Below are 13,326 nucleotides of genomic sequence, written 5' to 3' on the forward strand. Positions count from 1 at the left end.
TGTAATTGTATTGCTGGCATTAGCCCGGGAAGTAGCACAGGTATAAGCAGGAAAATTTTACCTGAAGCCGGAGCTGCCATAAAAACGGAACGCTGAAGTGAGTGACACAGCAGGCGATGCCATGAAAAAAATAGCCTGTTACATCATCATCTGATTGCATTACATGAAACCGGCAAAATCTTTTACCAGCGCTATGATTTATGCCCAAAGATTGGAGGGATACTCGCCTGCTGCAACCAAAGCATCTACACTTGCTTTAACAATGGGTGCATCTTCTTTATAAGTAACGCCAAACCATTTTGACGTTGTGGGAACGATCTCAATAACACCACGGCCTGATTTTATATAATGATCTGCCATGCGTGGAATAAGAAATTCTGATTTGAGATCCTGCAGGTTACCGGAGAGAAACTTATCGAACTCTTCTTCGCACATGTTGATGTATTCCGGTGTAAAGCAGAAGAAGTTCATGCTCACTTTTGTATCGGGCTGCAATTCGGTAAACTGATCATTCTCTTCATACACAATTTTACCGTCTTTGCGATAGATCTTTAAACGCTCGTCTATACCTTTCATTTCGTTGCTATCATTCACTGCAATAACGCCACGGCTTACACTGCCATGTTCACTGAGTGTGTTTACCAGCTCATAGCCAATTACTGCGAAATGTTGGTCTGTGCATTTGGTGGTAAGAAATTCGTATGCTTTTACGAATGCATCTTTACCATAAAAGTCATCTGCGTTTATTACAGCGAAGGGTTCTTTTACTGCATCTTTACAACACAGTACAGCATGAGCTGTACCCCACGGTTTTACACGATCTGCCGGCACCTGGTGATTGCCTGTAAAAGCATCCAGTTGCTGGTAAACATATCCTATATCAATCTTACCTTTTAGTTTTGGTTCTATCAATGCTTTGAAATCATCTGCAAAATCTTTGCGTATGATAAATACTACTTTTGTAAAACCTGCGGCAATGGCATCGTAAATTGAATATTCCATGATTGTTTCTGAAGACGGTCCGAAGCCCTGGATCTGTTTCATACTGCCGTACCGGCTCGCCATACCGGCTGCGAGAATTACTAGTGTAGGTTGCATAGTGTTTATTTTGAACTTTTGCGAAACTAAAGGTTTCAGCTTACAAACGAATATTTATAAAGTAAATTATTCATGCCAACATATAGCATAGATTTAGATAAGATTTACACGCAAACTTTGCATGCTGAATGGCTCCATCAACGTAAAGTGTTACTGGATGTATTGCGGCTTGACCAACTGCATGAAGTAGTCAGTGGCAACAAATGGTTTAAACTTAAATACTACCTGCAGGATGCGTTGTTGTCAGGAGCTACATCAGCAGCTACTTTTGGTGGTGCTTACTCCAATCATATTGTGGCATTTTCTTATGCATGCAAACAGGCCGGTATCAAATCTACCGGCATCATACGTGGCGAAGAACCATCTTCTTTAAACGACTCTTTAAAGGACGCAAAGAATGCAGGCATGGAACTTCATTTTACCGACCGATCGTCTTACCATAACAGGGAGGCTATAAAAAAACAGTTTTCCAATATTTACTGGGTTGATGAAGGAGGATATGGCAAGCCGGGAGCAAAAGGAGCTGCTGAAATACTGTCATTCGCGCCAGGTAAAGAAAAGTATACACATATTGTGTGCGCTGTTGGTACAGGAACCATGATGGCCGGCCTTATTAAAAGCGCCGGTATACATCAACATATTACAGGTATAAGCAGTATGAAAAATAACCATACACTTACAAGCCAGGTAAAAAGTTTGCTTGAGCCGCATGAGCAGCAAAAATCGTTCAGTGTTATGCACGATTTTCATTTCGGCGGCTATGCAAAACACCCGCCCGGTTTATTACAGTTTATGAATGAAATATGGCTGCAGCAACTATTACCAACAGACATCGTTTATACTGCTAAAACCTTGTACGGAATAAAGCAATTAATATTGAACAATACTATACCTTCGGGCAGCAGCGTTCTAATGATACACAGCGGCGGGCTGCAGGGAAACAGGTCTTTGCCTGTAAATACTCTTCTCTTTTGAAATTAGCGGCCAGCTTATATTTGCACACAATTTAATGACGTAATGAACCGGATTTATATATTGCTGATCATTGTTCTTTCAACAAGCATACAAACACTGGCGCAAAATCCGCTGCCTGATTTTATTGCAGAAGATGTTGGCAATGGCAAAGTGCGTATCGGATGGGTAAATCCATACGGAGAAAATTGTATACAGCTCATGGTGCAGGCTTCCTTTGATAGTACAAAAAGTTTCAGGACCATTTTTTCTACAGAATCTCCTCAACTGCCACAAAACGGTTTTGTATTTACCAAGGCCTACCCCACACAAAGACTGTATTTCAGGATATTTTATATTCTCACGGGCAATGCTTATTATTTCTCGGCTTCCAAAAGACCTGCTGCACCGGGATCTGCTCAATCAGGTATAATCGATGGGCAGGCACAGATCGACCCGATGCGCATCATAACCATCAGGACCAAAGACTCCGTTGTTGCACAGTTAAAATATGCAGATTACTGGAAGTTTAAAGATTCTGTCAGCAGAAATTCCAGGGATACGCTGTATATATTGTCACAGGACCAGGTGTTGATCAAGCCATACAATCCCGAAAATTATTTTAGACCTTCCGCATATGTTGCTACCAATAAAGATGGTTTTGTAATATTGAAAATTCCGGATGCGCTGGACAAACATTACAAGGTCATTTTTTATACCATGGACAATAAAAAGCTCTTCACCATTAACCGCGTTTCAGATACTGAAATAGTATTGGATAAAACCAATTTTATGCATGCCGGTTGGTTCAAATTCGAACTGTATGAAGACAATAAACTAAAAGAGAAAAACAAGGTTTTGCTACAGAGAGATTTTTAAAGGTTGGCTTTTTTATACATCGTTTTCGAAACTCATTATCCTCAATAAGGACTTTTTTTTGTTACCAGCCATAGTTTTTCATGGCATCGCCTGTTGTGTCACTCACTTCAGCGTTCCGTTTTTTATGGCATCTGTGGCGTTGCGGTTTATACAACCCTCCACAAATAATCATGCCTTGCCACACAACAACAACATCAGGCAAAAGATGTGTCAAAAACTTTTTCAAAATTTCTTTTTATTTTTTCCTTCACCTCATCCATTGATACTGCATAACCCAACTCCTTTTCAATAGAGGTTACCTGCTTATCCTGTATACCACATGGTACTATATATTTAAAGTAAGATAAGTCTGTGTTTATGTTCAACGCAAAACCATGCATGGTTATCCACCTGCTGCATCGTATGCCCATTGCGCAGATTTTTCGCTCCGCACCTTTAATTCCAGGCTCAAGCCACACACCTGTTTCGCCGGCACTTCTTTTACCTTCCAGGCCATATTCTGCAATGGTAAGAATGATCACTTCTTCCAGGCTTCTCAAATACCATCCCAGGTCGGTCTTAAACTGGTCAAGGTCAAAAATAGGGTAACCGACCAACTGACCTATTCCATGAAAAGTAATATCGCCACCCCTGTTAATATGAAAATATTCGATTGATTTTGCTATTCTTTCAGCCTCATCAATCAGTATATGCACTGGTTTTCCGTTTTTGCCTAATGTATACACCGGGTAATGCTCGGTAAACAGCAAATAATTTTGCGGCAATTGCTGCTGTTGTTTTATTTGTATGCTTTGCTGAAGAAGTTTTTCCTGGTAATCCCACACTTCTTTATAATGTCTTTGACCAATGTCCTGCAAGAAAATTTTTCCGGGCATAAGAATGCAAAAATAGAACTATGCAGGTAAACAAGAAAAGCGCAATTGTAATTGAAGCAGGATGCACTATTTAGCAAAGGCAGATTAAGCAGAAAAAAAGAGTTGCTTTCGGTGTGAAGATATAAAACAAATGCAGCCGGGTAGCTGCATTTATTTTTTTTGAGATCGGGAAACAAACAAACTAAAATAATAATACGTAACTAAAATACCAAAGGTTGGTACTGTTCTAATAAAGTTACTGCTTCATCTTTACTTTCGAGTAATGAATGGCCCGTAAGAAACTCATCAACACGCCTCGCACACTCCCTGCCCTCGCTGATGGCCCATACTACGAGGCTCTGACCGCGCCGCATATCTCCACAGGCAAAAATTTTAGAAATATTTGTCTGAAACTGCTTTTCTGTTGCTTTTACATTCCCGCGGTCATCCAGTTCAACTTCAACCTGCTCCAGCATGCCCTGGTGTTGCGGGTGTACAAAACCCATCGCCAGTAGTGCAAGTTCACATGGAATTTCACGTTCACTGCCTGGTCTTTCCACAAAATTTGCAGGCCTGCCATCTCCGGCAACTTTCCATTCAAGGTCTACTATTTTCAGTGCCTTTAAATTACCGTCATTATCTGCGATAAATTCCTTTGTAGCTATCGCCCAATGTCTTTCTGCTCCTTCTTCATGCGATGAGGAAGTTTTAAGTACCATAGGGTAAGATGGCCAGGGCATAAAGGGTGTGCGGCCTTCTGGTGGTTTTGGCAATAATTCAAACTGTGTTACGGATTTCGCTCCATGCCTGTTAGAGGTACCAACACAATCACTGCCTGTATCTCCACCACCAATTACAACAACATTCTTCCCTGTCGCTTTCAGTTCTTCTGAAAAAATATTGCTTTCTATGTTGGCATTTGCCAGCGGATCTTTACCAGCCACACGTTTGTTTTGCTGTTTTAAAAACTGCATGGCATAATATACGCCTTTCAGGTTTCTGCCTGGTATGTTCAGGTCCCTGGGATCGGTAGAGCCGCCAGCCAAAACAATTGCGTTATATTCCCTTAAAAGATCATTTACACTTACGTTTACGCCTACGTTGGCGTTGTACTTAAAAACAACACCTTCTTCTTCCAGCAAGGCAATACGCCTGTCTATTACCCACTTTTCCAGTTTAAAATCCGGAATGCCATAACGCAACAGGCCTCCTGCAGCATCGTCTCTTTCATATACAGTAACGGTATGACCGGCATAATTCAGTTGTGCTGCTGCCGCAAGACCAGCGGGGCCAGAACCAACAACAGCAACTTTTTTGCCGGTGCGTAGATTTGGCTTCCTCGCTTTTACCAGTTTTTGTTCAAAAGCTATTTCGATGATGTGTTTTTCTATTTCCTCTATTGCAACCGGTGGCTGGTTGATGCCTAATACACATGCACTTTCGCAGGGTGCCGGGCAAATGCGACCTGTAAATTCGGGAAAGTTATTTGTTGAAGTAAGAATGTCGTATGCTTCTTTCCAGTTCTTGTCGTAGACTGCATCATTGAATTCGGGTATCACGTTGCCCAAAGGACAACCACTGTGGCAAAAAGGCACACCACAATTCATGCAACGCGCAGCCTGCTGGTTCAGTTTTTCATCGCTGAACCGCTCCACGAACTCTTTGTAGTCGTGCACCCGTTCCTGCACTGCACGCTTAGACGGCATTTCTCTTGTAAATTCCAAAAAACCTGTTGGCTTACCCATGTTCAGTTTATCGTTTGTAGTTTACAGTTTGTTGTTTATGATCTCCATTTAGCGGCGTTACGCTGTGTTGTTCTGCCCATCATTGTTCCGAAAGTACAAGTGAGTGACACAACAGGCGATGCCATAAGTTCTGCAGCCGGTCCCCACCTTTCTTTCTTGCTGCATTATTGGTGATTATCCTGCAGGCTGGCTGTTATTTGCTTACCTGTACAGACTGCTTTTTTTGCAGCAATGCCCGTTTATAATCTGTAGGAAACACTTTTACAAAATGCTGCAACTGGTTGTCGAAATCCTTTAAAACGAATTGTGCGACCGTGCTGCCGGTGAAATCGAAATGTTTTTGAATCATAGCGTGCAATTCAGCTGCATCGCTTTCATCAACAGGGTCTAGCTCAACCATTTCTTTGTTGCACATGCCGGCAAATTTGCCCTGCACATCGTACACATAAGCAATACCGCCACTCATACCAGCAGCAAAGTTTCTGCCTGTGTCACCAAGTATTACAGCAACACCGCCGGTCATATATTCACAGCCGTGGTCTCCTACACCTTCTACCACCACCCGTGCGCCGGAGTTGCGTACACAGAAACGCTCGCCGGCCTTACCACGTATATAGGCTTCTCCGTCTGTTGCGCCATAAAAAGCCACATTACCAATAAGAATATTTTCTTCAGGAATAAAAGATGATTGTTTAGAAGGGTAGATGATCAGTTTGGCACCACTCAGGCCTTTTCCAAAATAATCATTGGCGTCGCCTTCTACCTCGAATGTTACACCCTTTGTATTAAAGGCAGCAAAACTCTGTCCTGCAGTGCCATTGAATTTGTATTTGATAGTATCGGCAGGCAAACCTTCTGCTTTGTATATTTTCGTTATTTCGTTGGAGAGTATGGTACCTGTGGTTCTGTCAGTATTTTTTATATCGAATGTGCCCGTAACCTTTTGCCTGTTTTCGAGCGCAGGTTTGGCGGCTTCCAGTAATTTCCAATCGAGCACATCCTCCAGGCCGTGATCCTGTTCTTCCTGTTTGTACAAACCCACATATTCACTGGCCGGTTCTTTGTATAATATGGCTGACAGATCAAGCTTGCTGTATTTCCAGTGCGTAACGTTTTCACGCATACCCAGTACATCTGCCTGCCCGATCATTTCATTGACTGTCCTGAAGCCTAGTTCAGCCATTATTTCGCGTAGTTCCTGCACGAGAAATTTGAACAGGTTGATCACATGCTCGGGATCGCCGGTGAAACGTTTACGCAGTTCGGGGTCTTGCGTGGCTACTCCAACAGGACAGGTGTTCAGATGACACTTACGCATCATGATACAACCTTCCACCACCAGCGCTGCTGTGGCTACACCCCACTCTTCCGCACCCAGCAATGCCGCAATCGCAATATCCCGGCCTGTTTTCAACTGGCCATCTGCCTGAACGGTTACGCGACTGCGCAACTTATTTTTTACAAGTGTCTGGTGTGTTTCAGCAAGGCCAAGTTCCCAAGGTAATCCTGCATGTTTGATAGAACTGATTGGTGACGCACCTGTTCCGCCATCGTAGCCCGAGATCAATATCACATCTGCTTTAGCCTTTGCCACACCTGCAGCTATGGTACCAACACCTGCTTTTGAGACAAGCTTTACATTGATACGTGCTGCACGATTAGCATTTTTAAGATCGAAGATTAACTGGGCAAGATCTTCTATGGAATAGATATCGTGGTGAGGCGGCGGTGAAATTAAACCCACGCCCGGTGTAGCATGCCTTGTTTTACCAATCCAGTCGTCTACTTTATGGCCTGGGAGCTGACCGCCTTCACCAGGCTTGGCACCCTGGGCCATTTTGATCTGTAATTCGTCTGCTTCCGTGAGATAGTAACTTGTTACACCAAAACGTGCAGACGCAACCTGCTTAATGGCAGAACGCATACTGTCACCATTTGGCAATGGTTTATAACGTGCTTCATCTTCTCCACCCTCGCCGGTATTGCTTTTGCCACCCAGGCGGTTCATAGCAATAGCAAGCGTGGTATGAGCTTCCCAGGAGATAGAGCCAAAGCTCATAGCGCCGGTAGCAAAACGCCTGAAGATATTTTCTGCAGGCTCTACTTCGTCGATCGACACCGAAGGCCTGTTGTGATTAAATTTAAACAGGCTACGCAATGTGCAGGCTTTTTCACTCTGATCATTAACAAGCTTACTGTATTTTTTAAAAGCCGTATAATCGCCCATCCTTGTAGCATACTGCAACAGGTGAATGGTTTGCGGATTAAACAAATGAAATTCGCCTTTACGTTTCCACTGGTACAGGCCACCGGTATTCAACCTTTCTACCGGTATTTCTTTACGGCTAAAAGCAAGGTAATGTTTGGTAAGTGTTTCATTACTGATTTCATCGAGCCCCATACCCTCAATCCTTGAAGTGGCGCCGGTAAAATATTTATCAACTACCTCTCTGTTTAAACCAATGATCTCAAATATCTGCGCACCCTGGTAAGATTGCAGGGTGGAAATGCCCATTTTAGAAAATACCTTTAAAAGACCATCGCATACAGCTTTTACATAATTTTTCTTGAGATACTCCACATCCAGCTCGGTCTGTATTTTGCCTGTAAGCTTCAGATCGCGTATGGTTGACAAAGCCAGGTATGGATTAATGGCGGTTGCGCCAAAAGCCAGCAGGCAGGCAAAATGATGTACTTCCCAAACGTCCCCTGCTTCCACAATCAGGCCTACTTTACCACGTAAACCTTTTCTTATAAGATGATGGTGTACCGCTGAAGTTGCCAGTAAAGAAGGCATGGCGGCGTGATCGCTGTCAACAGCGCGGTCGCACAAAATAATTACTTCAAAGCCGTCATGCACGGCATCTTCAGCATACCGGCAAAGACGATCAAGACCTCTTTTAAGAGAACCGGTCTTTCCGTCGGCCCTGAAATATGTCTGTAATGTTTTAGCCTGGAATATGCCGGTATCTATACTCCTGATCTGTTCAAGCTCATGATTGTTCAACACGGGGTGCTTTAATGCCACTGTATGGCAGGAAAGCGGATCTTCTGTAAGCAGGTTGTCGTTATTTCCTACAAATGTTGCGAGAGACATAACCATTCTTTCCCTTATCGGATCGATCGGAGGATTGGTTACCTGTGCAAAGAGTTGTTTGAAATAAGATGACAAATGTTGCGGCTGGTCGCTAAGAATAGCGAGTGGCACATCAGTACCCATAGAACCAATCGGTTCTTTGCCATCTACAGCCATGGGCGTGATAATGGTTTCCAGGTCTTCCGTGGAATAACCAAATGCTTTCTGGTATTTAAAAATCTGGTCACTTTCGAGGTGGGTAAACATCACTCTTGGTTCAGGCAACTCTTCGAGTCGAATTTTGTATTTGTTCAGCCATTCGCCATATGGTTTCTGGGAACAGATCTGCTGCTTCAGTTCATCATCGCTTATAATACGGCCCTGCTCCATATCCACCACGAACATCTTACCTGGCTGAAGCCTGCCTTTTTCTTTTACCAGTGAGGGATGAACTGGTAACGCACCTGTTTCGGACGCCATGATTACACGGTCGTCTGTAGTAACACAATACCGGGAAGGCCGTAAACCGTTCCTGTCTAGTGTTGCCCCGATTATTTTTCCATCAGTAAATGAAATGGATGCCGGGCCATCCCATGGCTCCATGATAGAAGCATGATATTCATAAAATGCTTTCTTTACAGGATCCATCATGTCGTTACCATCCCATGCCTCCGGTATCAGCATCATCATTACATGTGGCAGCGAACGACCTGTAAGTGTAAGCAGCTCAATCATATTATCGAGACAGGCTGAATCACTTTGCCCACCGGTAACAATAGGCAACAGCATATCCATTTCTTCTTTTGTGAAGAATGGAGATACAAAGCCATGCTCGCTTGTTTTAAGCCAGTTAATATTGCCCTGTACGGTATTTATTTCACCGTTATGTGCTATAAACCTGAAAGGCTGTGCAAGTTTCCAGGAAGGAAATGTATTGGTAGCAAATCTTGAGTGTACAAGCCCGAATGCTGATACAACTCTTTTATTAGACAGGTCAGGAAAATAATCTCTAACCTGGGAACTGATCAGCTGACCCTTGTATATAACTGTTTTGTAAGACAGCGATGCAAGATAAAATCCGATCTCATCTTTGCGTACTGTACTGTTTATCGTATGCGTTGAGTAATTACGCAGGACATATAATTTGCGTTCAAATTCCAGCGGGTTATTGATGTGGTCCGGGCAAATAATAAAAACCTGTTCCATTTCCGGCTCCACAGATAAAGCCGTAGGACCAATGTTGGTTGGGTTTACCGGCACTTTCCTGTATGCAAGAATTTCAAGACCGAGTTTCTCCGCACAACGGCTGAATATTTCACGGCATTCTTCACGCAAACGAATATCTCTTGGAAAAAAAATTACCCCTACACCATATTTGCCAAACGGCGGAAGGTGTACACCCAGTTTACTGCATTCATCAAAGAAAAATTCGTGGGGGGTTTGTATCATAATACCTGCACCATCGCCGGTATTGTTTTCACAACCGCAGGCACCGCGGTGTTCCATATTTTCCAATACTGTAAGCGCATCGGAAATAATTTTATGGCTCTTATTTCCTTTAATATTTGCCACAAAACCAATACCACACGCATCATGCTCAAAGGAAGGATCGTACAGTCCTGCCATACGCTGTTGTTCAGTCATACACGCTTCTCTTATTTATTAACAAATTAAGGCAGGCAATCGCTATAAAATTACGAAAGAAATCGCAATTTTCATTGACAACTTTCAAACAATCTTAAAAACTATTACGAAATGGTGGATAAATAGCCGGTTTTTTGCAAAACCTATATCATCGCCGGGAAGCCGTCCTTTCAAATTTCGGATTTTTTTGGATTTCAACAGCAAATCATTGGGCATCGCCTGTTGTGTCACTCACTTGTACATGCTGAACTTTGTGCAGCATCATTCGAACACCCGAACAAAATAAGTACCTGGAAAATGTGCTGACTGAAGGGGCGCATTTTTTTCAAAAATGCCAAAGAATGTACTGCCGCTGCCGCTCATGGAAACATATAAAGCGCCGAGGTTTTGCAATTTTTCTTTTAACTCTTTCAAAGAGGGATGTGCGGAGAGCACCGGTGCTTCAAAATCGTTGATGAGTTGCTGCTGCCATTTTTCTACAGGCTGCTGCACAATGTCTTTTATTGAATGCGGAGGCAGTGCGGGAATTACCCGGCTAAATGCCCAGCCCGTATTTATATGAATACCGGGGTTTACGATAATGATTTTATAAGCACTCAAATCGAGCGGCAAGGTGTTCATCACCTCTCCGCGGCCGGTGGCAAAACAAGGTTTATTATAAATAAAAAAAGGACAATCGCTGCCCAGTTGCAGTGCATACTGCACCAGCCGCTCTGCGTTTATGCCAAGGTTAAACTTATCGTTAAGGAGTTTCAACGTAAAAGCTCCGTCGGCGCTTCCGCCGCCAAGGCCGGCCCCCATGGGAATGGCTTTGTGCAGGTGCATTTGTACAGGTGGTATTTGCGGAAATTCGTTTTTTAAAAGATGGTAAGCCTTTATGCAAAGATTGTTTTCTGCTGTGCCTTGCACAGGTAAACCGGACATGGAGAAATTGATACCTGCAGGTGCTGCGGCTGGTTGTATTACTTCAAGGGCGTCTGTAAGCGGAAGCGGGTAAAAAACGGTTTCAAGATCGTGGTAGCCGTCTGGTCTTTTGCGTATAATATTGAGACCAAGGTTTATTTTACAATTTGGGAAAACAACCACGTTTAAAAAGTTGAGATGTTACACCCGGAGTGTTGAATAATGATCTGAAAGCACAAGTGAGTGACACAACCGGCGATGCCAGAAGCACTGCTGCCGGCTACCTAAAATTATTTTCGCTTATTTATTTCGTCTCTTATTGCGATAGCTTTTATGTAGTCTTCCTGCTCCAGCACATCATTGAGGAGCGTGTTCAGTTCTTCCAGGCTCATTTTAGAAAGCTCTTCCCTGGAAGTTTCGGACACTTCTTCCACCGGTATATCAGACGATTTTTTCTTATTGTTGTCTTCCATAAGAATGCCTGCGCTTTCGAGGATGTTGTCATAAGTATAAATGGGGCATCCAAAACGAACGGCTAAAGCAAGTGCATCGCTGGTGCGGCTGTCGATCTCTACCGTATCGTGCTCGCTGATGCAAATAAGCTTGGAGTAAAAAATGCCTTCCTGCAGATCGTTGATAACAATTTCCATGAGCTCTACATTAAAAGCATTCATAAAGTTTTTCATAAGGTCGTGCGTAAGCGGTCTGCTTGGCTGCATTCTTTCGAGCGCAACTGCTATGGCCTGTGCTTCAAAACCACCGATAACAATGGGCAAACGGCGCAAACCATTCACTTCTCCTAACACGACCGCGTAGGAATGCGTTTGAGTAATGCTATGTGACAGCGCCACGATTTCCAGTTCTATCTTCTTCATAATCCGTACAAAAAGTATTTCTTGGTTGGCAAAAGTAAAGATTTAAGTCATTTAAAGATATTTTGAAAAAACGAACCCTGTCATTCGGTGCTATTTAACCGGTTTTAATGACTGTGGCAATAAAAAACCGCTATTAAAATTAACAGCGGCTTCTTTACACATGAGAATATATATTGATTGAACCTACAGATCGGTTGTTTTCAATTCTTTTGGAAACCTGATATTGATTACCTGTGGTTTTCCATCTCTGAGGATATCCAGTTTTACGGTATCGCCCTGTTTAGCATTTCTCATTACGTCTTTCAGTTCCTGCAAAGACGTGATCGCTTTACCGTTAACGGAAGTGATGATATCATTTTCCTGGATGCCTGCCTTACCAGCGGCCTCATCTGCGTCTACATCCAACACTTTTACACCTTTGCCATCTTCTGTTTCCTGGATTTGTACACCGAGGCGGGGCTTATTGCTCCAGTCGAAAGGATATCCATTACCAAAACCTTCTACACGGGGTGCTCTTCTGTTGAAGTACATATTTCCTGCATCGTCGTTATTGTTATTCCACGAATAAACCCTCACCTGTTTGTTTTCGCCCAATACAACGGTTGCTTTATTTTCTTTGCCATCGCGTTTGTAGGTTATGGTTACTTTTTCTTCGGGCTTGTAAGATCCTATTGCTTTATAGAGATCATCAGCATCAGTAATTTTTGTGTCGTTTACTTTGGTAATTATATCGCCGGTTTTAAAACCCGCTTTTTCTGCTGCGCTTTCTTTGGTTACTTCTGTAATAGACGCGCCGTCAGCCACCTTTTTGGTCATTACACCCAGGAAGGCTTTGTTGCTGCGTATTTCCCTGATTATGTTACCGTCAAAATCGCCACTGAAATCTTCTGTATCGAAACTACCGCCAAAAGAACCGGGAGCCATTGCTACAGGTGGCAAAGGCGGCATAACCATATCAAAGTCTTCCCCATTTTTTAGTATCAGTAAATCATCGCTCTTAAAATCTTCTACTGGCTTACCATTTACAGTAACCTGGTCTCCTTCTATTACAATCGTCATTTTTTCCTTTGAGTTGCCCTTTTTGCGAATAATGACATCACTCTCCTTTTTTTCCCTCTTTTCTTTCTTTTCCTTTAATTCCTCTTTCTCAGTTTGTGCAAATAGCCCGGTTGTAAAAACCAGGGATAATCCAAGTAAAACCGGTTTGATGAAGGCTTTCATGTTTATAAGTTTATTTTCTACGAAGTTTTTAGTAGATCAAATATAGAAACATTTTTCAAATACGAAAAGTTTCGGAAATG

Annotated in this window: 9 protein-coding genes; 2 read left to right on the forward strand and 7 right to left on the reverse strand. The window is 42.9% G+C overall.

Going from position 1 to position 13,326, the window contains the following annotated elements:
- Positions 1–198 precede the first annotated feature (198 nt).
- Positions 199–1,098, reverse strand: a complete 900-nt coding sequence (locus I5907_RS00410) for a nucleotidyltransferase family protein (protein ID WP_196988777.1) — start codon at positions 1,096–1,098, stop codon at positions 199–201.
- 72 nt (positions 1,099–1,170) lie between these two features.
- Here I5907_RS00410 and I5907_RS00415 point away from each other — a divergent pair, with 72 nt between their 5' ends.
- Both I5907_RS00415 and I5907_RS00420 read left to right on the forward strand, forming a co-directional pair.
- Complete coding sequence (locus I5907_RS00415; RefSeq protein WP_196988778.1) at positions 1,171–2,073, forward strand: 1-aminocyclopropane-1-carboxylate deaminase/D-cysteine desulfhydrase; 903 nt, start codon at positions 1,171–1,173, stop codon at positions 2,071–2,073.
- Positions 2,074–2,115: 42 nt separating this feature from the next.
- Positions 2,116–2,928 (forward strand): hypothetical protein, encoded by an 813-nt coding sequence (locus I5907_RS00420; RefSeq protein ID WP_196988779.1) that lies wholly within the window; start codon positions 2,116–2,118, stop codon positions 2,926–2,928.
- Positions 2,929–3,122: 194 nt separating this feature from the next.
- Here the strand turns inward: I5907_RS00420 and lipB are convergent, their stop codons facing one another.
- The 6 genes from lipB to I5907_RS00450 form a co-directional block, all read right to left on the reverse strand.
- Positions 3,123–3,803, reverse strand: a complete 681-nt coding sequence (gene lipB, locus I5907_RS00425; protein ID WP_196988780.1) for a lipoyl(octanoyl) transferase LipB — start codon at positions 3,801–3,803, stop codon at positions 3,123–3,125.
- A gap of 200 nt (positions 3,804–4,003) precedes the next feature.
- Positions 4,004–5,527, reverse strand: coding sequence for a glutamate synthase subunit beta (locus I5907_RS00430; protein WP_196988781.1), 1,524 nt, complete (start codon positions 5,525–5,527; stop codon positions 4,004–4,006).
- Between the two features lie 193 nt (positions 5,528–5,720).
- Complete coding sequence (gene gltB / locus I5907_RS00435; protein WP_196988782.1) at positions 5,721–10,247, reverse strand: glutamate synthase large subunit; 4,527 nt, start codon at positions 10,245–10,247, stop codon at positions 5,721–5,723.
- Between the two features lie 261 nt (positions 10,248–10,508).
- Positions 10,509–11,333, reverse strand: coding sequence for a 4-(cytidine 5'-diphospho)-2-C-methyl-D-erythritol kinase (ispE, locus tag I5907_RS00440; RefSeq protein WP_196988783.1), 825 nt, complete (start codon positions 11,331–11,333; stop codon positions 10,509–10,511).
- Between the two features lie 107 nt (positions 11,334–11,440).
- Entirely contained in the window at positions 11,441–12,025 is a 585-nt protein-coding gene (locus I5907_RS00445) for a bifunctional nuclease family protein (RefSeq protein ID WP_196988784.1), read from the reverse strand.
- Between the two features lie 183 nt (positions 12,026–12,208).
- A complete protein-coding gene (locus tag I5907_RS00450) occupies positions 12,209–13,246 on the reverse strand; it encodes a PDZ domain-containing protein (RefSeq protein ID WP_196988785.1) in 1,038 nt (345 codons plus the stop codon).
- Between the last annotated feature and the right edge of the window lie 80 nt (positions 13,247–13,326).

Source organism: Panacibacter microcysteis, assembly GCF_015831355.1.
Lineage (GTDB): Bacteria > Bacteroidota > Bacteroidia > Chitinophagales > Chitinophagaceae > Panacibacter > Panacibacter microcysteis.